Origin of the sequence: Pseudomonas sp. D8002 (assembly GCF_013385695.1) — a bacterium.
Taxonomy (GTDB): Bacteria; Pseudomonadota; Gammaproteobacteria; order Pseudomonadales; family Pseudomonadaceae; genus Aquipseudomonas.
In genome coordinates, this window is the sequence record NZ_JACAPM010000015.1 from 88,101 (window position 1) to 112,514 (window position 24,414).

A 24,414-nucleotide genomic window follows, 5' to 3' on the forward strand; every position below is an offset into this window, starting at 1 on the left:
CGATGCGTGGGGTTTCGTGCAGTCATTTGTATCGGTTTAGAAATGGAAACTGGTGGTCAGCAGGGCCGTACGACCGGCTGCCTGGTTGGCAAAATGCGAGGCATAGGCCTTGTCGTAGTAGGTCTTGTCGGTGAGGTTCTGCACGTTCAACTGCAGGTCGACGTTCTTGGTCAGCTTGTAGCTGGCCATGGCGTCGTAGCGGGTGTAGGACGGCACGTAGACGGTGTTGCCCGCATCGCCGTAGACCTCGTCGACATAGAACGCGCCGCCGCCGATGGTGAGCTTGGGTGTCACGTCATACGTCGTCCACAGGCTGAAGGTGTTCTTCGGCGTGTTGGGCATCTGGTTGCCTTTGTTCGAGCCGGCACTGACGACACCGTTACGACCGTTCAGGCCCGGGTCCACCAGTTCGCTTTTCAGGTAGCTGTAGCCGGCGAACACTTGCCATTGATCGGTCAGCTTGCCGCTGGCGGAAAGCTCCAGGCCGTCGACGCGGGATTCGCCACCGTTTTCATAGGTCAGCGCGTCCACCAGGATCCGCGTGTTTTTCTTCTCGGTGCGGAACACCGCGGCGGTCAGGGACAGGCGGTCGTGGAACATGTCCCACTTGGTGCCCAGCTCGTAGTTGACGGTCTCTTCCGGTTTCAGGTCGCTGGTGGCGGCGCCGGCAGACAGCGGGTTGCCGTCGGCGCCTTCACCTACCAGGCCGCCGGCCGGTGAGGCTGAGGTGGCGTAGGAGGCATAGATGCTGCCGTTTTCAACCGGCTTCCAGACCAGGCCCGCCTGCCAGTTGAAGAACTGGCTGTCGTTCTTGATCTTGCTGCGGGCCTTGACGGTGGCGGTCGGCACCGCATTGGTGTTGGCCACGGTGTCGAAGGTGTCGTAGCGCAGGCCGACGTTCAGCAGCCATTTCGGGTCCAGCTCGATGGTGTCGAACACATAGGCGGCACGGCTGGTGGCCTTGGTGTTGGTGCCGTTGTAGTTGCGCGCAATGCTGCCGGTCCAGGCATCGTCCGGGTTCGGGTTGCCCAGCGAGGTGCACTGGCCGCCTTTGCCGGGCGCCGGGCAACCGGGGTTGCTGTTCGGGCTGACGGTGTAGCCGCTGTAGCGGGTTTCTTCGCCGGTGAATTCCAGCCCGGTGGAGTAGGTGTTCTTGAAGCCCAGCGCCTGGAAGCTGCCAAACAGATCGGTCTGGTTGGTGGTGGTCTCGGTGGTGGACACGCGGGTGTTCGCGCGGCGCCACACGGTGCCGAACTGGTTGACGTTGTGCTGGCTGTCGTCGGGTTGCGTGACGATATAGTCCTGGCCGGTGTTGCCGTGGCGCAGGGTGTTTTTCAGCGTCATGTTGTCGTTCAGGTCGTGCTCGATGGAGAACGTGCTGATGTCGGCGCGGGTCTTGCGGAAGTCGCGATCCTTGAGGCCGTAGAAGTTGTTGCTGTCGCCGCCGTCGGTTGGCTTGTCATGCACGTGGGCGGCTCTTGCGCCGCTGTTGCTGTAGCCATACGGAATGCCCGAATCCGGCAGGTCGTTGCTTTCCATGTGGTAGTAGCTGAGGTTGACCCGAGTCGGGGTGCCCAGGCCGAAGGTCAGCGACGGCGCCACGCCCCAGCGGTCGTAGTTGACGGCATCACGCCCGGCGACGTTCTGTTCGTGGCTCATCAGGTTCAGGCGGAAGGCCGCGCTGTCGAGGAACTGACGGTTGACGTCGAGCACATAGCGGCGGGTCTGGTCGGAGCCGTAGGTGAAGCCACCGTTGGTGAAGTCCCGCGCCTGTGGCGTCTTGCTCACCAGGTTGAGACTGCCGCCGGCCGAGCCGCGGCCGCCGAATGACGAGTTGGGGCCTTTGCTGACTTCGATGGATTCGATGTCGAAGATCTCGCGGCTCTGGCCGCCGGTGTCGCGTACGCCGTCGAGGTAGGTGTCGCCCTGGGCGTCAAAGCCGCGAATGAATGGGCGGTCGCCCTGCGGGTTGCCGCCTTCACCGGCGCCGAAGGTAATCCCCGGCACGGTGCGCAGGGCGTCCTGCAACGAAGTGGCGGCGGTGTCCTTGAGCACTTGCTGCGGCACCACGGTGACCGAGCGCGGAGTATCTACCAGCGGCGCGGTGTACTTCTGCGAGGAGGCTTTTTCGACCTGGTAGGACGTGCTGTCCTGTTCCTGGCCGGTGATGCTGGTGGCTCCCAGGGAAATGCTGTTGCGCTCGCCTTTCTGCTCGGTGTCTTCAGCAGCTTGCGCCATTTGGGCGGCAGCGCTGGCGCTGATGGCAACGCCGATGGCCGAGGCCAGCAAACGTGGTGAACTGGCAGGTGTTTTTATCGAAGTGCGCGGCATGAGTGTGTCCTTTCCCCAAGGAGGTGAGGCCGCGGAATATAGGGAGAACAAGACTTCATATCAATTGCGATACATTACTATTCGCACTGAATTTACGTTCTTTACACTTTTTGCTTACGGTTTTGACGATCTCGTTCGTCCTTTGGGCGGGAGTAGGGTTGTACACAGTCAATAAGAATCACTATCATTGGCGCCTCACTGTTTTCAGGTAATGCCTCCATGTTGCTGCACATTCCCGGCCTGTTCTCTCGCGAGGAAGTGCTGCGCATCCGCGAAGCCCTGGCGCACACCGAGTGGGCCGACGGCAAAATCACTGCCGGGCACCAATCGGCCAAGGCCAAACACAACCTGCAACTGCCGGAAGGCCACCCGCTGGCAAAGGAAATCGGCGCGGCGATCCTCGATCGACTGTGGAAAAATCCGCTGTTCATGTCAGCGGCGTTACCGCACAAGGTCTTCCCGCCATTGGTCAACTGTTACACCGCCGGCGGCAGTTTCGACTTCCATATCGACAACGCCGTGCGCCAGTCCAAGGGCAGCCACGAGCGGGTGCGCACTGACCTTTCCTCCACCGTATTTTTCAGCGACCCCGACGACTACGACGGCGGCGAGCTGGAAATCCAGGACACCTTCGGCCTGCAGCGGGTCAAGTTGCCGGCGGGCGACATGGTGCTGTACCCCGGCTCCAGCCTGCACAAGGTCAACGCCGTTACCCGTGGCGCGCGCTACGCCTCGTTTTTCTGGACCCAAAGCCTGGTGCGCGAGGACAGCCAGCGCACCTTGCTGTTCGAGATGGACGGGGCGATCCAGCAACTGAGCCGCGACGTGCCCGACCACCCCGCGCTGATCCAGCTCACCGGCACCTATCACAACCTGCTGCGCCGCTGGGTTGAGGTCTGACCGTGGGCTTTTTATTGCGCCGTGAAGAAGTACTCAACGTTGAGCAATTGCAGAGCATGCTCGACGACTCCCCGGTGCGCGCCGCCCAGGCGATTTTGATCGCCGCGAAAGAGGGCGTGGTGGATGCCCAGGCGCTGCTCGGGCAAATCCTGCTGGAAGGGCGCGGCATCGAGCGCGATGAAGCACTGGCAATGCGCTGGTTCCGCATCGCCGCCAAGGGCGGGCATTTGATGGCGCGCAATATGCTCGGGCGTTGCCTGGAGCATGGCTGGGGTTGCGAGGCGGATGCCGTGGCGGCGGCCCGGGAATATCGTCGGGCGGCCGAGGCCGGGCTGGATTGGGGCTTGTACAACTACGCCAACCTGCTGGCGACCGGGCGCGGGGTTGCCGAGGATCAAGCCCAGGCGCTGGCGTGTTATCGACAGGCGGCGGAACTGGGCCATGCCAAGTCGATGAACCTGGTGGGGCGTTATCTGGAAGAAGGGCAGTACTGCCCGAGGGATCTGGAGGCGGCGGTGGCGTGGTATCGCCAGTCAGCAGAAGGCGGGGATTTTCGCGGGCAGTTCAGTTATGCGGCGGTGTTGGCGGACCGGGGCGAGATAGAAACGGCACTGGAATGGTTGCGCAAGGCACTGGCGGGCGGGAATTTGAGGTTCTTGCGGGTGGCGCACAAGGCGTTGTGTGCCGCCAATGAGCCGCAGATACGGGCAATGGCCGAGATCTATCAAGAGCATGCGATTGAACTTGATCGTTCCCACGCGCTGCGTGGAAATGCCGCCCTGGACGCTCTGCGTCCGCTCTAACGGCGTGACGCAGAGCGTCACCGGATGCGTTCCCACGCAGAGCGTGGGAACGATCAGGGCGTGCGTTTACAGGTAGAACGATTTCAATGGCGGGAAGCCATTGAATTCAACTGCGCTGTAGCTGGTGGTGTACGCACCGGTGGACAACCAGTACATCCGGTCACCAATCGCCAGGTTCAGCGGCAGGCCGTACTTGTAGTTCTCGTACATGATGTCGGCGCTGTCGCAGGTCGGGCCGGCGATGACCACTTCTTCCATCTCGCCTTTCTTCTCGGTCCAGATCGGGAACTTGATGGCTTCGTCCATGGTTTCGATCAGGCCGGAGAATTTGCCCACGTCGGTGTATACCCAGCGCTCGACGGCGGTGCGGGATTTACGCGCAACCAGTACCACTTCGCTGACCAGGATCCCGGCGTTGGCGATCAACGAACGGCCCGGCTCCAGGATGATTTCCGGCAGATCGTCACCGAAGTCTTCCTTGAGGAAGCGGATGATTTCCTCGGCGTAGGTTTCCAGACTGTTGGTGCGGGTGATGTAGTTGGCCGGGAAGCCGCCGCCCATGTTGATCAGCTTCAGGTGGATGCCGTCTTCTTCCTTCAGGCGCTCGAAGATCACTTTGACCTTGGCAATCGCCGCGTCCCACACGCTGATGTCACGCTGCTGCGAGCCGACGTGGAAGGAGATGCCGTAAGGCACCAGGCCCAGGTCGCGAGCGAGAATCAGCAGGTCCATGGCCATGTCGGTCTGGCAGCCGAATTTGCGCGACAGCGGCCAGTCGGCCGTGGTCGAGCCTTCGGTGAGGATACGCACATACACTTTCGAACCCGGGGCGGCCTTGGCGATGTTGCGCAGGTCGGCTTCGGAGTCGGTGGAGAACAGGCGCACGCCCTTCTCGTAGAAGTAACGGATGTCCTTGGATTTCTTGATGGTGTTGCCGTAGCTGATACGGTCGGGGCTGACGCCGCGGTCCATGACCTTGTCCAGCTCGTAGATCGACGCGATGTCGAAGCTCGAACCCTTGTCCTTGAGCAGGTCGATGATCTCGACGGCCGGGTTGGCCTTGACGGCGTAATACACCTTGGCGAATTCGAAACCGGCGCGCAGGTCATCGTAGGCCTGGCTGATCATCGCGGTGTCGATCACCACGAACGGGGTTTCCTGGGTGTCGGCGAACGCCTTCATTTTGTCAAAAGTGGCGCGCGCGAAATAGTCTTCGACCTGGATCGACATGCTGGGAACTCCTACTGGCAAACTAGATTGATCAATGGGTGCAAATGAACGTCCTCCGTATCCCCACTTTGGTTCGCCTACTTCCCAAGGCATGTCGCCGAAAGCAAAAAGGCCATGGGATCAACCGCTTCCCTTGGCCTTGCTGTCTCGTCGTCAGTACTTGAGCCGGATGGATCGTTTCCAGCATGGACGTTCGGCGCGAACTTTAGGACGTGAGGGGCTATAGATCAACTAAAAATGTCGCGTTTTTGCACGCGTTCGTCGTGCGGCCGCGTGCAGCTACTTATGTAACCGACCGGTATGACGGATTGATGTTCCCCGGTAGGGGCAATTTGAGGTGTTGCGGGTACAGTGAAGATCCAATGTGGGAGCGGGCTTGCTCGCGAATGCGGTGTATCAGCCAATGCATCCGGTGACTGACACTCCGCCTTCGCGAGCAAGCCCGCTCCCACATTTTGACCGCTGTGTGTCAGGTCAGGCCAGTGCTGTCTCGGCAGGCGACACAATGCTGGTCTTGCCCCCACGGGACTTACCGGAACTCAGATACTCGGCAATCGACTCCTGGGTCACTTCCCCCAGGAACACCCGCTCCGCATCCATCACCGGCAACCACGAGCGGTTGAACTCGTACATGCGCGACAACAGGATGCGCAAATGCTCGTCGTACGCCGCCGTGGCGTTGAATTCCCGCAGGTACTGGCCGCAGGTACCGGTCTGACGATGCAGGTCGCGACGTCGCACATAACCCAGGGCCTTGTTCTCGGCATCGGTGACCACCACGTAGCGACGGTCCAGCTCATCCATCTGCTCCAGGGCATCCGCCACCGGGGTTTCCGGGCTGACCGACGGCGCGTTGTCCGCCGCATCTTCAGCCTTCACCAGCAGCAGGCGCTTGAGGGTGCTGTCCTGGCCAACGAAGTTGCTGACGAACTCGTCGGCAGGGTGGGCCAGCAGGGTGTCCGGGTGGTCGATCTGCAGCAGCTTGCCGGCGCGGAAGATCGCGATCTTGTCACCCAGCTTGATGGCTTCGTCGATGTCGTGGCTGACCATGATCACGGTCTTGTTCAGCGCGCGCTGCATCTCGAAAAACTCGTTCTGGATCATCTCGCGGTTGATCGGGTCGACCGCGCCGAACGGCTCATCCATCAGCAGCAACGGTGCATCCGCCGCCAGGGCGCGGATCACGCCGATCCGCTGTTGCTGGCCGCCGGACAGCTCACGCGGGTAGCGATGCAGGTACTGCTTGGGTTCGAGCTTGATCATGCTCATCAACTCGCGGGCGCGGTCGTGGCATTTCTGCTTGTCCCAGCCCAGCAGCTTGGGCACCACCACGATGTTCTCTTCGATGGTCATGTTCGGGAACAGACCGATCTGCTGGATCACGTAGCCGATGTTGCGACGCAGGGTCACTTCGTCGAGGTCGGTGGTGTCTTCGCCGTTGATCAGGATCTTGCCGGAGGTCGGCTTGATCAGGCGGTTGATCATCTTCAGCGTGGTGCTCTTGCCGCAGCCCGAGGGGCCGAGGAATACGCAAATTTCGCCTTCGTTGACGGTCAGGCTTACGGAATCAACGGCGGTGATGGTCTTGCCGTTGCTTTGGAAGGTCTTGGTCAGGTTTTGAAGTTCGATCATTTGAGCAGTCCTTTTGGAGTCAGCGTGCGTTGCAGCCATTGCAGAAGCAGGTCGGCGAAGATGGCCAGGAGACTGACCAGCACGGCGCCAACGATCAGCATCGACATGTCGCTGCGGCTGATGGAAGCCAGAATAAGTACACCCAGGCCACCGGCGCCGATGGTGGCGGCGATGGTCATCACACCAATGTTCATGACGACGGCGGTGCGCACACCGGCGAGGATCACCGGTACGGCAATCGGCAGCTCGACCATGCGCAAGCGCTGGCCGAAGGTCATGCCGATGCCTTTGGCGGCCTCGCGAATGCCTGGCTCAACGCCGGTGAGGGCGAGGTAGGTGTTACGCATGATGGGCAACAGGGAATAGAGGAACACGGCGGTGATCGCCGGCATCGGCCCCAGGCCCTGGCCGAACTTGGAGTAGAACGGCAGCAGCAGGCCGAACAGCGCGATCGACGGCACGGTCAGCAACACCGTGGCACTGGCTTGCAATGGGCCGGCGAGCGTCGGGAAGCGGGTCATCAGCACGCCCAGGGGCACGCCGACGACGATTGCGAGGATCACTGCAATGCCGACCAGGGTGATGTGCTGCCAGGTCAGGTGCAGGACTTGGGCCCAATCAAGATGGGAAAAGGCGTTCAGGAATTCCATGTCTTCTCCTCTTAGTTGATCGGATGCTGGCGCAGGAAATCTGCGGCCACGGCGGACGGGCTTTCGTGGTCGACGTCGACCCGCGCGTTCAGCTGGCGCATGGTTTCGTCGTCGAACAGCGCAGCCAGTGGCTTGAGATCAGCGGCCAGTTGCGGATGGGCATCGAGGTAAACCTGACGCACCACCGGCGCGGCGGTGTAGTCCGGGAAGTAGTGCTTGTCGTCTTCCAGCAGCTTCAATTTGAAGGCGTTCAGGCGACCGTCGGTGGTGTAGACCAAGCCGGCAAACACCTGGCCATTACGCAGCGCGGTGTACACCAGGCCGGCGTCCATCTGCCGGGTGTTCTTGCGGGTCAGGTTCATGTCGTACAGCTTGACCATGCCGGCCATGCCGTCGGAACGGTTGGCGAACTCGGTGTCCAGGGCCACCAGGCGGTTTTCCTTGGTTTTCTCGGCCAGTGCCGCGGTCAGGTCGCTGATGCTGTTGATCTGCGGGAATTCCTTGGCCACGTTCTCTGGCAGGGCCAGGGCGTAGGTGTTGCTGAATTTCGACGGGGAGAGCCAGACCAGGCCTTTTTTCGCGTCGAGTTCTTTCACTCGGGCGTAGGACTGTTCGCTGTCGAGCTTCTCGTCGACGTGGTTGTAGGCCACCAGCGACACGCCGGTGTATTCCCAGATCAGGTCCAGTTGCCCGCTTTCCTGGGCACTGCGTGCCAGGTTGCTGCCCAGGCCGCCGGTCACACGGGTGTCGTAACCCTTGGTGCGCAGGTACTGGGAGGTGATTTCGGCGAGCAGGGTCTGTTCAGTGAACACCCGGGCGCCGATGCGGATGACCGGTTTTTCAGCGGCTTGCGCAAACCCTGCGAACAGCAGGACGCAGCTCAATATCAATGTCAGTTTTTTCATGTGAATTCCTGTTTCAGGCCCAAGACGGGGCCAAAGCCTTAAGACGGACGCAACCCGCGTTCCAGCCAAAGGCGGCTGGCCATGGTCACCAGACCGTCGAGCAGCAAGGCCAGCAGCGCGGTGCATGCGGCGCCGAGCAGCAGTTGCGGCTGATTGTTCAGGGCGATGCCGGGGAAGATCAGGCTGCCCAGGCTGTTGGCGCCAATCAGGAACGCCAGGGGCGCGGTACCGACGTTGATCGCCAGGGCCACGCGCACACCGCCGATGATGATCGGCACGGCGTTGGGCAATTCCACGCGAAACAGCACCTGGCGCGGCGTCATGCCGATGCCGACGGCGGCTTCTTTCAGGGAACCTTGAACGTTTTTCAGGCCTTCATAGGTGTTGCGCACGATGGGCAGCAACGAGGCGAGGAACAGCGCGAAGATCGCGGGGCCGCTGCCGATGCCAAGGACACCGAGGGCGATGGCCAGTACGGCCAGGGGAGGGACGGTATTGCCGATGTTGAAGATCTGCATGAAGCGTTCTGCGCGCCCGACCATGTTGGGTCGGCTCAGCAGGATACCGGCGGGAATCCCTACGATCAGGGCGGCCAGCATCGAAACAAGGACGAGGATCAAGTGAGCTTGCAGGTAAAACAACAAATCGTCGCGGTACAGTTCGATCGTGTTGATGCCGATCCAGTGGACCAGCAGGGCCAGGAGAGCGACGACAACCGCTCCTCCTATCAGCCCTTTGCCATAGCGAATAGCCACAGGCGGACTCCTTTTTTCTTTTGTCGGCGAACACATTTCCGAGCGGCAATGCCATTCCTGGCTGTCGGCGAATGTGGTCGCGAATAGCAGCTCGCCCCTACCGGCAACGCGGTATGCGGTCGAGCCATGAGCGCAGCCTCGTCAGGCTAACTTGCTGATTTTTCAGCCCCTGTTACGAGTGCGATAGCAGGGGAGTGGACGTCTCTACCTTTTAAAAGGTTCCATACTTGGCAGCAATTAGCCACCCCCAATGGGGTGAACGGTGGTCCGTCACCCCGGGTTTGCGCTATACTCGCCGCCCTTTTTTGACTCACCTGCCAGGCGATTTCCCATGACCCACCAGGCCGCCGAAGTCGCGAAACGCCGCACTTTCGCCATTATTTCCCACCCCGATGCCGGTAAAACCACCATCACCGAAAAGCTGTTGCTGATGGGCAAGGCGATCGCGGTGGCCGGCACGGTGAAATCCCGTAAATCCGACCGCCATGCCACCTCCGACTGGATGGAAATGGAAAAGCAGCGTGGTATTTCCATTACCACGTCGGTCATGCAGTTCCCGTATCGCGACCACATGATCAACCTGCTCGACACCCCGGGCCACGAAGACTTCTCCGAAGACACCTACCGCACCCTGACGGCGGTGGACTCGGCGCTGATGGTCCTCGACGGCGGTAAAGGCGTCGAGCCCCGCACCATCGCGCTGATGGACGTGTGCCGCCTGCGGGATACGCCGATTGTCAGCTTTATCAACAAACTCGACCGTGACATCCGCGACCCGATCGAACTGCTGGACGAAATCGAAGCCGTCCTGAAGATCAAGGCCGCGCCGATCACCTGGCCGATTGGTTGCTACCGCGACTTCAAGGGCGTGTACCACCTGGCCGACGACTACATCATTGTGTACACCGCCGGCCACGGCCACGAACGTACCGATGTGAAAATCATCGAGAAGCTCGACTCCGACGAAGCCCGCGCCCACCTGGGTGACGAGTACGACCGGTTTGTCGACCAGCTGGAACTGGTGCAGGGCGCCTGCCACGAGTTCAACCAGCAGGAATTCCTCGACGGCCAGCTGACGCCGGTGTTCTTCGGTACCGCCCTGGGCAACTTTGGTGTCGATCACGTGCTGGACGCCGTGGTCAATTGGGCACCCAAGCCGCTGGCCCGGGTTGCCAACGAGCGTACCGTGGAGCCTGTGGAAGAGAAATTCGCCGGCTTCGTGTTCAAGATCCAGGCGAACATGGACCCCAAGCACCGCGACCGTATCGCCTTCATGCGTATCTGCTCCGGCAAATACGAAAAAGGCATGAAGATGCGCCACGTGCGTACCGGCAAGGACGTGCGCATCGGCGACGCCCTGACCTTTTTCTCCTCCGAGCGTGAGCAACTGGAAGAAGCGTATGCCGGCGACATCATCGGCTTGCACAACCACGGCACCATCCAGATCGGTGACACCTTCACCGAAGGCGAAGTGCTGGGCTTCACCGGTATCCCGCACTTCGCCCCGGAACTGTTCCGCCGCGTACGCCTGCGTGACCCGCTGAAATCCAAGCAACTGCGCCAAGGTTTGCAGCAGTTGGCGGAAGAGGGTGCCACCCAGGTGTTCTTCCCGGAACGCAGCAACGACATCATCCTCGGCGCCGTCGGTGTGCTGCAGTTCGATGTAGTGGCCAGTCGCCTGAAAGAGGAATACAAGGTGGAATGCTCCTATGAGCCGATCACCGTGTACTCCGCGCGCTGGATCGACTGCAGCGATAAGAAGAAGCTGGAAGAGTTCAAGATCAAGGCCGTGGAAAACCTCGCGATCGACGGCGGTGGTCACCTGACCTACCTGGCCCCGACTCGGGTCAACCTGGCGCTGATGGAAGAGCGCTGGCCGGATGTGAAATTCCGCGCGACCCGTGAGCATCACTAAGGGTTAGCGATATAAGAGAGGGCGAAGCTGTGATGGCTTCGCCTTTTTCTTTGGCTGCTATTCAGGTTGTTTCATTGGCGAAAACTTCAGTTCGGGACTAGTTTGAAGCAAGGCGACGGCGGACAGCTGTCGTACGCAGTTCAACTCCTGACTGGGCGGAATTCGACCATGAGTATCTTTCAACGTGTGGTGCTGTTGCTCAAAGTGCTGGTGATGATGTCATTGGGCATGTCTGCCGCGTGGGCCAATACGGCTGTGCAAAGCCATGGCACGGGGTTTGTGGCGGCGAAGACGGTGCAGGCGGGTGGCTTGCAGTTGGCCAAGAGTGAATCCGAGCCCGGTGACGAAAACCAGGGCGGTTCCAAGGACGATGACGATGCCGAGAACCCGGACAATGATGGCGAAGACAGCGACACCTACAACGATGGCGACAGCGATACATAAGTAACGCAGGCAAAAGAAAGCCCCGCTTGCCGAACAGATGCGCTATCCGACAAGCAGGGCTGTAGAACACTGGAATGCTCTGGACTCACCCTCCAGAGCATTTTTTTTGCACGTCAGACCACAAATTGCTCCGCGTAGTGGCAAGCCACCTGGCGGTTGTCCAGAGGTCGCAGCACCGGTTCATCGGTGCTGCACAGCTGGGTCGCGTACGGGCAGCGCTTGTGGAAGGCGCAGCCGGATGGCGGGTTCAACGGGTTGGGCAGCTCGCCGACGATTTTGATCTTCGGTTTGTTCGGGTCCGGATGAATGGTCGGGGTCGCCGACAGCAGCGCCTGGGTGTACGGGTGCAGCGGGCGTGCGTAGATGTCTTCCTTTGGACCGACTTCAACCGGGCGGCCGAGGTACATCACCATTACGTCGTCGGCGACGTGCTGCACCACCGCGAGGTTGTGGGAGATGAACACGTAGGCGGTGTTGAATTCCTGCTGCAAATCCATGAACAGGTTCAGCACCTGGGCCTGGATCGATACGTCCAGCGCCGAGGTCGGTTCATCCGCCACCAGCACCTTGGGTTGCAGCATCATCGCCCGCGCCAGTGCGATTCGCTGGCGCTGGCCGCCGGAGAACATGTGCGGGTAGCGCTGATAATGCTCAGGGCGCAGGCCCACTTGCTTCATCATCGCCTGGACCTTTTCCCGGCGCTCGGCGGCAGACAGGTTGGTGTTGATCAGCAGCGGCTCGCCCAGTTGGTCGCCGACCTTCTGGCGCGGGTTCAGCGAGGCGTAAGGGCTCTGGAACACCATCTGCACGTCTTTGCGCAGTTGCTTGCGCTGGGCCTTGTCGGCACCGGCGACTTCTTGCCCGGCGATTTTCAGCGAGCCGGAAGACGGCTCTTCAATCAAGGTCAGGGCGCGGGCCAGGGTGGATTTGCCGCAACCGGACTCGCCCACGACCGCGAGGGTCTTGCCGGCTTCGAGCTCGAACGACACACCGTTGAGTGCGCGCACCAGGGCATGGCCCTTGAACAGGCCACGGGACACTTCGTAGTGACGGGTCAGGTCGCGGGCGGTAAGTACGACGGCCATTACGCCACCTCCTGGTTCAGCGGGTAGAAGCAGCGGGCAAGGCTGTGGCTTTTCGGGTCAAGGCCCGGGCGTTGGGCGCGGCAGGACTCCTGCACATACGGGCACCGCGGCGACAGCAGGCAACCCTGCGGGCGGTCATAACGGCCGGGAACGATACCCGGCAGCGTGGCCAGGCGCGTGGCGCCGAGGCTGTGCTCGGGGATCGCCTTGAGCAACGCTTCGCTGTACGGGTGCGCCGGGATGTCGAACAACTGCGGCACCTGGCCAACTTCCACGGCTTGGCCTGCGTACATCACGCACACGCGCTGGGCGGTTTCGGCCACTACCGCGAGGTCGTGGGTGATCAGCACCAGGCCCATGTTCTGCTCTTTCTGCAAGGCCAGCAGCAGGTCCATGATCTGGGCCTGGATGGTCACGTCGAGCGCAGTAGTCGGTTCATCGGCGATCAGCAGTTTCGGCTCGCCGGCAATCGCCATGGCGATGGCCACACGTTGGCTCATACCACCGGACAGCTGGTGCGGGTAGGCATCCATACGGCTGGCTGCGCCCGGGATTTCCACCTTTTCGAGCAGTTCGATGGCACGCTTGCGCGCTTGCTTGCCGGACATTTTCAAATGCAGGCGCAGCACTTCTTCGATCTGGAAACCCACGGTGTAGCTGGGGTTCAGGGCGGTCATCGGGTCCTGGAACACCATCGCCAGGTCTTTGCCGACGATCTGCCGACGCTGGCGGTTGCTCAGCTTGAGCATGTCCTTGCCGTCGAAGTTCAGGGCGTCGGCGGTGACGATACCGGGGTGCTCGATCAGGCCCATCAGCGCCATCATGGTCACGGATTTACCCGAACCCGACTCGCCAACGATTGCCAGTACTTCGCCTTTGTCGACGGAGATGTCGAGGCCATCGACCACCGGTACGGCGGTCTTGTCGCCGAAGCGGACATTGAGATTCTTGATTTCTAGCAGTGACATGGGAATCTCCTCAGGCGGCATTCTTGAGTTTCGGGTCCAGCGCATCGCGCAGGCCGTCGCCCATCAGGTTGATTGCCAGCACGCTGAGCAAAATGGTCAAACCAGGCAGGCTCACGACCCACCAGGCGCGTTCGATGTAGTCGCGGGCCGAAGCCAGCATGGTGCCCCACTCAGGGGTTGGCGGTTGTACGCCAAGGCCCAGGAAGCCCAGGGCAGCAGCATCGAGAATTGCCGAGGAGAAACTCAGGGTGGCCTGAACGATCAGCGGCGCCATGCAGTTCGGCAGCACGGTGACGAACATCAGGCGTGGCAGGCCGGCGCCGGCGAGGCGGGCGGCAGTCACGTAGTCACGGTTCAGTTCGCCCATCACCGCAGCGCGGGTCAGACGGACATAGGACGGCAGCGACACGATCGCGATCGCAATCACGGTGTTGATCAGGCCAGGGCCGAGGATCGCGACAATCGCCACAGCCAGCAGCAGCGACGGCAGGGCCAGCATGATGTCCATCAGGCGCATGATGGTCGGGCCGAGCAGGCGCGGGAAGAAACCGGCGAACAGGCCCAGCAGGATCCCCGGGATCAGCGACATCACCACCGACGATAAGCCGATCAGCAACGACAGGCGCGAACCCTGGATCAGGCGCGACAGCAGGTCACGACCGAGTTCATCGGTGCCCAGCAGGAACTGGATCTGCCCACCTTCCAGCCAGGCCGGAGGGGTCAGCAGGAAGTCACGGTATTGCTCGCTCGGGTTATGCGGGGCCACCCAAGGGGCGAAGAGCGCGCAAAACACCACCAGCAACATGAACAGCAGGCCGGCAACGGCGCCCTTGTTCTTGGAAAAGGCTTGCCAGAATTCTTTGTACGGGGACGGGTACAGCAGGCTTTGATCGACTGCTACCGCGGGAGTAGGTGTGGTCATGGTCATGATCTCAGCGCTGGTGACGGATGCGTGGGTTGGCGAAGCCGTAGAGGATATCCACCACGAAGTTCACCAGAATCACCAGGCAGGCGATTAACAGGATGCCGTTTTGCACCACGGGATAATCCCGTGCGCCAATGGCTTCGATCAGCCATTTGCCGATGCCGGGCCACGAGAAGATGGTTTCGGTCAGGACCGCACCGGCCAGCAATGTGCCGACTTGCAGGCCGACCACGGTGAGTACCGGGATCAAGGCGTTACGCAGGCCGTGGACGAACACCACGCGCGCCGGCGACAGGCCCTTGGCCTTGGCGGTGCGGATGTAATCTTCGCGCAGTACTTCGAGCATCGACGAACGGGTCATCCGCGCGATAACAGCCAGCGGGATGGTACCGAGCACGATGGCTGGCAGGATCAGGTGGTGTAGGGCATCCCAGAATGCGTCCGGCTCGTCGGCCAGCAGGGTGTCGATCAGCATGAAGCCGGTGCGCGGCTCGATGTCGTAGAGCAGGTCGATCCGTCCGGAGACTGGCGTCCAGCCCAGGCTGACGGAGAAGAACATGATCAGGATCAGGCCCCACCAGAAGATCGGCATCGAATATCCCGCCAGGGAGATGCCCATCACCCCATGGTCGAACAGGGATCCTCGCTTCAAGGCCGCGATCACCCCGGCTAACAGCCCCAGGATGCCGGCGAACAACAGGGCGGCCATGGACAGTTCCAGGGTCGCAGGGAAAAGGGCGGTGAATTCAGTCCACACGCTGGTACGGGTGCGCAGGGATTCGCCGAGGTCGCCGTGGGCGAGCTTGCCGACATAATCCAGGTATTGCGCGTAGAGCGGTTTATTCAGACCAAGGCGTTCCATTGCCTGAGCGTGCATCTCGGGGTCGACTCGTCGTTCGCCCATCATGACTTCGACGGGGTCGCCAGGGATCATGCGAATCAACGCGAAGGTCAGCAAGGTGATGCCGAAAAACGTGGGGATCAATAACCCCAATCGGCGGGCAATAAAACTAAACATCTTGTTGTGTACCTCAATCAGCCGGTTAGGCAGGTTCGGCACCGTCAATGTCGACGGTGCCGAGCGTCTCTTATCTACTTCACCTGGGTGGTGGCGAAGTTATTTGTGGTCAGAGGGCTTTGGGTATAACCCTCGACGTTTTTACGCATGGCGGTGAACATTTTCGGGTAAGCCATGGGAATCCATGGTTGGTCCTTGTCGAAAACGTCCATTGCTTGTTCATAGAGTGCAGCGCGCTGGGTGGGTTCAGCGATGGCGCGCGCCTTGTCGATCAAGTCTTGAAACTCCTTGTTACACCAGCGGGCGTAGTTTTCGCCGTTTTTGGCTGCATCGCAACTCAAGTTCGGGGTGAGGAAGTTATCCGGGTCCCCGTTATCCCCCGCCCAGCCGGCGGAGACCATGTCATGTTCGCCATTCTTGGCGCGCTTGAGCATTTCGCCCCATTCCATGACCTTGATGTTCACTTTCAGGCCGATCTGCGCCAGATCCGCCTGCATGCGCTGGGCGCCGAGCATTGGGTTGGGGTTGGTCGGGCCGCCGCCGTTGCGGGTGAACAGGGTGAACTCGGTGCCTTCCGGTACGCCGGCTTCCTTGAGCAGGGCGCGGGCCTTGTCGAGGTCGCGGGGCGGGTTTTTCAGCTTGTCGCTGAAACCCAGCAGGGTTGGCGGGTACGGGCCGGTGGCGTCGACCGCGTTGCCTTTGCCGTACAGGGATTCGTTGTAGCCCTTCTTGTCGAACGCGATGTTGATCGCGTGACGCACCCGCGCGTCGCTCATGTACTTGTGGGTGGTGTTCATGGCGGTGTAGGCGGTGGTCATCGCCGCCAGTTCCGCCACCTTCAGGTTCGGGTCGGCCTTCATGCTCGGCACGTCATCCGGTTTCGGATACAGCGCGATCTGGCATTCGTTGGCCTTGAGCTTTTGCAGGCGCACGTTGTTGTCGGTGGTGATGGCCAGGATCAGCGGGTCAGCCGGCGGCTTGCCACGGAAGTAGTCCGGGTTGGCCTTGAAGCGCACTTGGGCGTCTTTGGCGTAGCGGGTGAAGATGAACGGGCCGGTGCCGATGGGCTTGGCGTTCAGGTCGTCGGTCTTGCCGGACTTGAGCAATTGGTCGGCGTATTCGGCGGAGTGAATCGAGGAAAACGCCATGGCCAGGTCGGCCAGGAACGGTGCTTCAGGGCGGGTCAGGGTGAAGACCACGGTGTGGTCATCGGTCTTCTCTACGCTCTTGAGCAGTTCCTTGAAGCCCATGCTTTCAAAGTATGGGTAGCCCACGTTGGACTTTTTGTGCCACGGGTGATTCGGGTCCAGCTGGCGCTGGAAGCTCCAAAGCACGTCGTCGGCGTTCATGTTGCGCGTGGGTTTGAAGTAGTCGGTGGTGTGGAACTTGATGTCGTCACGCAGGTGAAAGGTGTAGGTCAGGCCATCGGCGCTGATCTCGGGCAGGTCTTTGGCCAGTGCCGGGATCACTTCGGTGGTGCCGGGCTTGAAGTCCACCAGGCGGTTGAAGATGGTTTCGGCCGCGGCGTCGGCGGTGACAGCCGTGGTGTACAGGACCGGATCGAAGCCTTCCGGGCTGGCTTCGGTGCAGACGACCAACGGTTTGGCCGAGATGCCGACAGCAACGCTCAACAGCGCAGCGGCAATGGCGGCTTGTAACGGGAGCATTTTCATCTAAGAGCCCTCTGCAATCGATTGGACCAGACAAGCGTAGGCGGCGGGCTCGTCCTGAGCCCGCCGCCGACCTGGCGCTGATTAAAGAATGTTGAACGGGATGGTGGTCACCAGGCGGAACTCACGCAGGTTGCCGTCAGCCTGGTTGGCGCTGGCACGGTGAGTCACGTAGGTACCACGAATGGTGGTGGCCTTGAGTGCGCCGCTCTGGATCGCGTAAGCCGCGCCTACACCGTATTCCTGGTGCTTCTCGCCGTCCTGGGCCTGAATGCCGTTGTAGGCAAAGCCAGCGCGGCCGCCGTCGCCGGTGTAGTGAGTACCGTCGATACCCCAGCCACGTGCCGAGTAGACGTTGAACTTCAGGCCCGGCACGCCGTATTCGGCCATGTTGATGCCGTAGGCGATCTGGAAGGACTTCTCGTTCGGACCGTTGAAGTCGGACGTCAGGGAGTTGGCCAGGTAGATGCCGTTGGTTTCGTGCAGGTAGTCGAAGTACTCGTCGCCGTTCACGGCCTGGTAGGAGAAGGTCAGGCTGTGAGCCTGGTGGGTCAGGCCGAACGACAGCGAGTAGGTGTCGTTGTCGATCTTGCCCATCAACTTTTTGCCTTCGTCGACGGTCTTGTAGTAGTTCAGGCCCGTGGTCAGGGACAGGGTCTGGCTGTCACCCAGCTCGTGGGTAGCACCGAAGTAGTACTGGTTCCAGAAGTCTTCCACGTTAGCGGCGAACAGGCTGGTCTTCAGGCTCTTGAACGGCTGGTAGTTGACGCCCAGGGTGTTGACCTTGTCGGTTTCCTGGCGACCATTGCCGTATTCAGTACGGAATTTCGACAGGCTCTGCTCGGTCCGTGGCGAAACGCGGTCGAACACGCCGCCCTGGAAGGACAGGTTGCTGAACTCTTCGCTGTTGAAGCTCACACCTTCGAAGCTCGAAGGCAGCGCACGGTTACCGATGGTGTCGATGATGCCGCTGCTGAAGTTCTGGCGACCGGCGGTCAAGGTGGTGTTCGAGACACGGAACTTGACGTTGGCCAGGCCCAGTTTGCTCCACTGGTCTACAGCGTCGCCGTCGGAGTCGGCCAGGGTACGGTTGGAGCCGCCCTTGATGTCGCGCTTGCTGCGGTCCAGGACCAGAGCGTTGTAGACCGCCACTTCAGTGCTCACGCCAACGGTGCCTTGGGTGAAACCCGAGGTAGCGTTGAGGATGGTGCCTTGCACCCAGTTGGTACGGTAGTTGTCAGTACGGGCTTCGCCGTGCTTCTGGTAAGTGAACTTGCTGCCACGGAAGCGTTGTTCGTTGGAGAACCAGTTACGGGTTGTACCGCCCAGGCTTGCGCCATCGATAAAACCTTTGGCCTCGCTTTGGGCGCTGGTGCCGGCCAGTGTGGTTGGAACGAAGTCCTGGCTTGCAGGATCAGCGTAGGCGTTAGCCGTGATGCTGCTGATGGCCAGGGCCAGTAGCGCGGTGCTGCTCAGTTTCATGGGTGAAGCTCCTTTGGTTCTCTTTTTAATGCCGGTCTTTTTAGGTGAACCGGCTATTGGGTGTGTAACTCGTTCAAGCCTTTGCAAACGTTTGCCCATGGGTAAAACCCGAAATAAGGCTGCACGTTTGCAGCAAGGCGAATGCTCGCCCTGCGCAATCCGGTTATCTTTTTATGGGTTGATGCTGACGCCCGAGAACACGTTGCGGCCGAAGGGGCTCACTTTGAAACCTTCGACTTTGGCGCTTAACGGCTGGTTGACCGTCGAGTGGGCGACTGGCGTGATCGGCACCTGCTGCTTGAGCAGTTGCTGCGCCTGTTTGTATAGAACAGTCCTTTGTTCGCGGTCGGTGACGACCTTGGCTTGCTTGATCAGCTTGTCGTACGCCGGGTCACACCACATGGAGTAGTTGTTCCCGCCGATGGCGTCGCAGCTGTAGAGGGTGCCCAGCCAGTTGTCCGGGTCACCGTTGTCGCCGGTCCAGCCGATCAGGCTGATGTCATGCTCGCCATTCTTGGTGCGCTTGATGTACTCGCCCCATTCATAGCTGACGATCTTGACCTTGAGGCCAATCTTTGCCCAATCGCTTTGCAGCATTTCGGCCATCAGCTTGGCGTTGGGGTTGTACGGCCGTTGTACCGGCATCGCCCACAGGGTGATCTCGGTACCTTCCTTCACGCCGGCAGCCTTGAGCAGTTCCTTGGCTTTTTCCGGGTTGTAGGCGGCGTCCTTGATGGTGTCGTCGTAAGACCACTGGGTCGGCGGCATGGCGTTGACCGCCAGTTGCCCCGCGCCCTGGTACACGGCGTTGAGGATGCTCTGCTTGTTCACCGCCATGTCCAGGGCCTGGCGCACTTCGAGCTGGTCGAAGGGCTTGTGCCGCACGTTATAGGCGATGTAGCCGAGGTTAAAGCCTGGCTTGGTCAGCAGTTGCAGCTTCGGATCGGCCTTCAGGGCTTCGACGTCGGCCGGGCGCGGGTGCAGGGTGATCTGGCATTCGCCTGCCTTGAGCTTTTGTACCCGTACCGAGGCGTCGGTGTTGATCGCAAAGATCAGCTGGTCGAGCTTCACGCGGCTCGGGTCCCAGTACTGTTTGTTGCCGGTGTAGCGAATCTGCGAGTCTTTCTGGTAGCGCTGGAACACGAACGGCCCGGTGCCGATCGGCTTCTGGTTGATGTCGCTGGGCTTGCCGACCTTGAGCAAATGGTCGGCGTATTCAGCCGACAGGATCGAGGCGAAGCTCATGGCGATGTTCTGGATAAACGCGGCGTCGACCGTGTTCAGGGTCATCACCACGGTGTGCGGGTCGGTTTTCTCGACCTTGGCGATATTCTTGTTCAGGCTCATCCCGTTGAAGTACGGAAACTCGGTGGGGTAGGCCTTGCGGAACGGGTGTTCGGGGTCAAGCATGCGATTGAAGGTGAACAGCACGTCGTCGGCGTTGAAGTCGCGCGTCGGCTTGAAGTCCTTGTTGCCGTGGAATTTCACCCCTTCACGCAGGTGGAAGGTATAGGTCAGGCCGTCTTCGGAAATATCCCAACGGGTTGCCAGGCCCGGTACGACATTGGTCGCGCCTTTTTCAAACTCGGCCAAGCGGTTGTAGATAGGCTCGGCGGCGTCGTTATCGGTGGCCGTCGTGTATTGCGCGGTGTCGAAGCCCGCCGGGCTGCCTTCGGAGCAAAACACCAGGCTCTTTTTCTCGGCAGCCTGGCCCATCGAGGCCACAGCCAGCAGGCTGGTGCCAAATATCGCGGATAGAACGGTGGTATGGCGCATAACAATCCCGATCCTTGTTTGTTGTTTTCGTCAGTGAGCAATCGCAAGGTCATTCACGACCTTGCGACAACACTGATCCCACAACGGCAGTTGCCCTACAGAGACGATGCGTCTGCCGTACCACGACGTTATGGGTCGGGAGCCAGGCAGTAAATGCAACGAATCTGACAGACCTTGTAGGTAACGGAGCCGCGATTCGCAGTTAGCTGCCGTAGGACGGCAGCGTGTGCGGAGGTGGTCTGTTTCCTACGGTCTTGGCGGATGCAATAACGGCGACGTTATGAAACGTCGCCGCCAGAGATCCTTACTTGCCGCTTACGCTCACGCCGTAGAAGGAGTTCAAGCCAAATGGGCTGATCTTGAAGTCCTGCACGTTGTTGCGCATGGGTTGATACACCGTCGAGTGCGCGATAGGTGTCATCGGGACTGCATCTTTGAGGATATGTTGCGCCTGCTTGTACAGCTCGGTGCGTTTGGCTACGTCGGAAGTCGCCTTGGCTTCTTTCACGATGCCGTCGAATTTCTTGTCGCACCACTTGGAGAAGTTGTTGCCGGCCAGGGAATCGCAGCCGAACAGCACGTTCAGCCAGTTGTCCGGGTCACCATTGTCGCCGCTCCAGCCAATGATCATGGCCTGGTTCTCGCCGCCTTTGGAACGCTTGATGTACTCGCCCCACTCATAGCTGACGATGTTCACTTTCAGGCCGATCTGTTTCCAGTCGTTCTGCAGCATCTCGGCCATCAGCTTGGCGTTCGGGTTGTACGGACGCTGGACCGGCATCGCCCACAGGGTGATCTCGGTGCCTTCCTTGACGCCGGCTTCCTTGAGCAGAGCCTTGGCTTTGGTCACATCAAACGGCGCATCCTTGATGGTGGTGTCATAGGACCACTGGGTTGGCGGCATGGCGTTGACAGCCAGTTGGCCTGCGCCCTGGTACACCGAGTCGATGATCTGCTGCTTGTTCACCGACATGTCCAGGGCCTCACGCACGCGCAGGTCGGACAGCGGGTTAGGCGCGGTCTGGCCCTTGAGGACCGGCATTACGTTGTAGGCGATGTAGCCCAGGTTGAAACCGGCCTGGTGCGGCAGTTTCAGGTCCTTGTCTTCACCCAGCGCCTTGAGGTCGGCCGGACGTGGGAACAGGGTCACCTGGCATTCGTTTTTCTTCAGCTTCTGGATACGCACCGACGGGTCGGTAGTGATGGCGAAGATCAGGTTGTCGATCTTCACGTCTTCAGGTTTCCAGTAATCCTTGTTGCCGGTGTAACGGATGTTGGAGTCTTTCTGGTAGCTCTTGAACACGAACGGACCAGTGCCGATTGGCTTCTGGTTGATGTCCTGTGCCTTGCCTTCCTTCAACAGCTGGGCGGCGTATTCAGCCGACTGGATGGAGGCGAAGCTCATTGCCAGGTTCTGGATGAAGGCGGCGTCCACGGTGCCAAGGGTGAACTTGACGGTGTGGTCATCGACTTTCTCAATGTTCTTGATGTTGGTGTCCATACCCATGTCCGTGAAGTACGGGAACTCGGTCGGGTAGGCTTTACGGAACGGATCGTCTTTATTGATCATCCGGTTGAAGGTGAACAGTACGTCGTCAGCCGTGAATTCACGAGTTGGCTTGAAGTACGGGGTGGTGTGGAACTTGACGCCTTCACGCAGGTGGAAGGTGTACGTCAGGCCATCCGGGGAAACGTCCCAGGTCGTGGCGAGCCCAGGAACAACAGCGGTGCCGCCGCGCTCGAACTGGGTCAGACGGTTGAACATGGTTTCGGCCGAAGCATCGAAGTCTGTTCCGGTGGTGTACTGGCCTGGATCAAAACCGGCCGGGCTCCCTTCGGAGCAGAACACCAGGTTGCTCGCCGCTTGGGCGAAAGGTGCAGCAGCCATTAAACCGGCGCTGACTAATAACGGAATGACTGCGTGTTTAAGCATGTTGGCCTCATGATTTGTTGTCATTTTTGGTAGTGAGGGCGACCTCGTGAGTCGACCTGCGGATACTTATGCAGGGCCCATACCCAATGCAAGATGTTGAGAGCCTACAACGGCTAAACAGTGGTACGAACGTACACGAATGTCGCATATGTGTAAGTTCAGACACATTTACGCACTTTTGAGGGTTTTTTTCGGTGCGAGGGCTGCACCAGGAATGCCCAACCGAGGCGTCTGGCGCACTCGGTTGGGGCGCGGCTGTTACTTATTCAGACTGACGCCGTAGAAGGGAGTGAGTCCAAAAGGACTGATCTTGAAGTCCTGCACTTCCTTTCGCAGGGGCTGGAAAACCGTCGAGTTTGCGATAGGCGTTATAGGTACTTGTTCCTTAAGGATTTTTTGTGCCTGTTGATACCACTTGATGCGTTGCTCGCGGTCGCTGCTGACCTTGGCCTGCTGCACCAGTTTGTCGTAGGCCGGGTTACACCATTTTGCATAGTTGCTGCCCTTCACCGCGGCACAACTGTAGAGCACGCCCAGCCAGTTATCCGGGTCGCCGTTGTCGCCGGTCCAGCCGTAGATCATCACGTCGTGCTCGCCGGCTTTGGCGCGTTTGATGTACTCGCCCCACTCATAGCTGACGATATTGGCCTTGATGCCAATCTTTTCCCAATCCTGCTGGATCATCTGCGCCGACATCCGGGCATTGGGATTCGACGCGCGTTGTACGGTCATCGCCCACAGGTTGAGGGTGGTACCTGGTGCAACCCCTGCTTCTTTTAGTAGCGCCCGCGCCTTGGCCGGATCGTAGGGCGCGTCCTTGATTGTCGGGTCATAAGACCACTGGGCCGGAGGCAGGGCGTTCTGCGCCAATTGTCCGGCGCTCTGGTACACCGCCTTGATAATTGCCGGCTTGTCGATGGCCATGTCCAGCGCCTGGCGCACCTTGAGCTGGTCCAGGGGCGGGTGGGTCACGTTGTAGGCGAGAAAGCCCAGGTTGAAGCCGGCTTGCTGAAGAACCCGCAGGTTGGGGTCTTGCTTCATCACTTCGATGTCGGAAGGGCGCGGGTAACCGCTGACCTGGCACTCGCCGGCCTTGAGCTTTTGCAGGCGCACGGCGGCGTCCGGGGTGATCGAGAACACCAGGTTGTCCAGCTTCACATCTTCGGGCTTCCAATACTGTTTATTGGCGCTGTAGCGAATCTGTGAATCCTTCTGGTAACGCTTGAACACAAATGGCCCGGTGCCCACCGGCTTCTGATTGATGTCCGCGGCCTTGCCTTCCTTGAGCAATTGCGCGGCATATTCGGCGGACTGCACCGAGGCGAAGCTCATGGCCAGGTTCTGCACGAAGGAGGCGTCAACGTTGTTCAGGTTGAAGCGCACGGTGTGCTCGTCGAGTTTTACGACGCTCTTGATCGTGGTGTTCAAGCCCATGTCGGTGAAGTAGGGCGACTCCGATGGATAAGCCTTGCGGAACGGGGTCTCGGGATCCAGCAGGCGCTGGAAGGTGAAGAGCACGTCGTCGGCGTTGAAATCACGGGTCGGGGTGAAATAGTCGGTGGTGTGGAACTTGACGCCATCGCGCAGGTGGAAGGTATACATCAGGCCGTCTTTGGACACGTCCCAATTGGTTGCCAGGCCGGGTTCGACTTCAGTGCCGCCACGCTTGAACTGGGTCAGGCGGTTGAACACGGTTTCGGCGGAGGCATCGAAATCGGTGCCGCTGGTGTACTGGCTGGGGTCGAAGCCGGCAGGGCTGGCTTCGGAGCAGTAGACCAGGGTGCTGGCTGCCTGGGCCATGGGCATGAATGCCAGCAGGCCGGCAGCAAGGAGCAGCGGTTTTAAGGTGATTCTTTCCATGGAGACCCCTGAAGTGGCAGGCAAATAGTGCCCGAACGAAAACGGCAGTCACCGAGGTTACCGCCGTTCTTGTCACTCAGGTAGAGATAAGCATGCGAGGCCCCAGTGTCTCCGGGATTCGGCTATTCCAGG

19 protein-coding genes are annotated in these 24,414 nt (G+C 60.2%); 4 read left to right on the plus strand and 15 right to left on the minus strand.

The annotated features are described in order from the left end of the window. Positions 1–36: 36 nt before the first annotated feature. A complete protein-coding gene (locus HX807_RS09310) occupies positions 37–2,331 on the minus strand; it encodes a TonB-dependent siderophore receptor (RefSeq protein ID WP_134327325.1) in 2,295 nt (764 codons plus the stop codon). Between the two features lie 219 nt (positions 2,332–2,550). Between HX807_RS09310 and HX807_RS09315 the strand changes: the two genes are divergently transcribed. Then, positions 2,551–3,231: a Fe2+-dependent dioxygenase gene (locus HX807_RS09315; RefSeq protein WP_003215964.1), complete on the plus strand. Its 681-nt coding sequence runs from the start codon at positions 2,551–2,553 to the stop codon at positions 3,229–3,231. Between the two features lie 2 nt (positions 3,232–3,233). Next, positions 3,234–4,034 carry a tetratricopeptide repeat protein gene (locus tag HX807_RS09320; RefSeq protein ID WP_134327324.1) on the plus strand — a complete coding sequence of 267 codons (801 nt, stop codon included), beginning with the start codon at positions 3,234–3,236 and terminating at the stop codon, positions 4,032–4,034. Between the two features lie 66 nt (positions 4,035–4,100). Here HX807_RS09320 and HX807_RS09325 read toward each other — a convergent pair whose 3' ends face one another. The 5 genes from HX807_RS09325 to HX807_RS09345 all read right to left on the minus strand — a co-directional run bounded on the left by HX807_RS09325 (position 4,101) and on the right by HX807_RS09345 (position 9,206). Beyond that, positions 4,101–5,264 carry a type III PLP-dependent enzyme gene (locus tag HX807_RS09325; protein ID WP_003215969.1) on the minus strand — a complete coding sequence of 388 codons (1,164 nt, stop codon included), beginning with the start codon at positions 5,262–5,264 and terminating at the stop codon, positions 4,101–4,103. 474 nt (positions 5,265–5,738) lie between these two features. Beyond that, entirely contained in the window at positions 5,739–6,896 is a 1,158-nt protein-coding gene (locus HX807_RS09330; RefSeq protein WP_008437274.1) for a betaine/proline/choline family ABC transporter ATP-binding protein, read from the minus strand. Then, positions 6,893–7,546 (minus strand): ABC transporter permease, encoded by a 654-nt coding sequence (locus HX807_RS09335; protein ID WP_003215973.1) that lies wholly within the window; start codon positions 7,544–7,546, stop codon positions 6,893–6,895. The genes HX807_RS09330 and HX807_RS09335 overlap by 4 nt, the downstream gene beginning before the upstream one ends. A gap of 11 nt (positions 7,547–7,557) precedes the next feature. Then, positions 7,558–8,451: a glycine betaine ABC transporter substrate-binding protein gene (locus HX807_RS09340; protein ID WP_003215975.1), complete on the minus strand. Its 894-nt coding sequence runs from the start codon at positions 8,449–8,451 to the stop codon at positions 7,558–7,560. A 38-nt stretch (positions 8,452–8,489) separates the two neighbouring features. Continuing rightward, complete coding sequence (locus HX807_RS09345) at positions 8,490–9,206, minus strand: ABC transporter permease (RefSeq protein ID WP_003215977.1); 717 nt, start codon at positions 9,204–9,206, stop codon at positions 8,490–8,492. A gap of 331 nt (positions 9,207–9,537) precedes the next feature. Between HX807_RS09345 and HX807_RS09350 the strand changes: the two genes are divergently transcribed. Together HX807_RS09350 and HX807_RS09355 are read left to right on the plus strand one after the other, a co-directional pair. Further along, on the plus strand, positions 9,538–11,121 hold the full coding sequence (locus HX807_RS09350) for a peptide chain release factor 3 (protein ID WP_003215978.1): 1,584 nt from the start codon (positions 9,538–9,540) through the stop codon (positions 11,119–11,121). A 168-nt stretch (positions 11,122–11,289) separates the two neighbouring features. After that, positions 11,290–11,565: a hypothetical protein gene (locus tag HX807_RS09355; RefSeq protein ID WP_003215984.1), complete on the plus strand. Its 276-nt coding sequence runs from the start codon at positions 11,290–11,292 to the stop codon at positions 11,563–11,565. A gap of 113 nt (positions 11,566–11,678) precedes the next feature. Here the strand turns inward: HX807_RS09355 and HX807_RS09360 are convergent, their stop codons facing one another. The 9 genes from HX807_RS09360 to HX807_RS09400 form a co-directional block, all read right to left on the minus strand. Then, positions 11,679–12,650 (minus strand): peptide ABC transporter ATP-binding protein, encoded by a 972-nt coding sequence (locus tag HX807_RS09360; RefSeq protein ID WP_003215987.1) that lies wholly within the window; start codon positions 12,648–12,650, stop codon positions 11,679–11,681. Beyond that, positions 12,650–13,618, minus strand: coding sequence for an ABC transporter ATP-binding protein (locus tag HX807_RS09365; protein WP_003215989.1), 969 nt, complete (start codon positions 13,616–13,618; stop codon positions 12,650–12,652). The genes HX807_RS09360 and HX807_RS09365 overlap by 1 nt, the downstream gene beginning before the upstream one ends. Before the next feature lie 10 nt (positions 13,619–13,628). Next, positions 13,629–14,540, minus strand: a complete 912-nt coding sequence (locus HX807_RS09370; RefSeq protein WP_003215991.1) for an ABC transporter permease subunit — start codon at positions 14,538–14,540, stop codon at positions 13,629–13,631. 10 nt (positions 14,541–14,550) lie between these two features. Beyond that, complete coding sequence (locus tag HX807_RS09375) at positions 14,551–15,561, minus strand: ABC transporter permease subunit (RefSeq protein WP_003215992.1); 1,011 nt, start codon at positions 15,559–15,561, stop codon at positions 14,551–14,553. 74 nt (positions 15,562–15,635) lie between these two features. Further along, on the minus strand, positions 15,636–17,234 hold the full coding sequence (locus HX807_RS09380) for an ABC transporter substrate-binding protein (protein WP_003215993.1): 1,599 nt from the start codon (positions 17,232–17,234) through the stop codon (positions 15,636–15,638). Between the two features lie 81 nt (positions 17,235–17,315). After that, complete coding sequence (locus HX807_RS09385) at positions 17,316–18,713, minus strand: OprD family porin (RefSeq protein WP_003215995.1); 1,398 nt, start codon at positions 18,711–18,713, stop codon at positions 17,316–17,318. 171 nt (positions 18,714–18,884) lie between these two features. Then, complete coding sequence (locus HX807_RS09390; RefSeq protein ID WP_371132335.1) at positions 18,885–20,429, minus strand: ABC transporter substrate-binding protein; 1,545 nt, start codon at positions 20,427–20,429, stop codon at positions 18,885–18,887. A gap of 364 nt (positions 20,430–20,793) precedes the next feature. Next, on the minus strand, positions 20,794–22,422 hold the full coding sequence (locus HX807_RS09395; protein ID WP_003216000.1) for an ABC transporter substrate-binding protein: 1,629 nt from the start codon (positions 22,420–22,422) through the stop codon (positions 20,794–20,796). Between the two features lie 258 nt (positions 22,423–22,680). Next, positions 22,681–24,282 (minus strand): ABC transporter substrate-binding protein, encoded by a 1,602-nt coding sequence (locus HX807_RS09400; protein ID WP_177049798.1) that lies wholly within the window; start codon positions 24,280–24,282, stop codon positions 22,681–22,683. Positions 24,283–24,414: the final 132 nt, after the last annotated feature.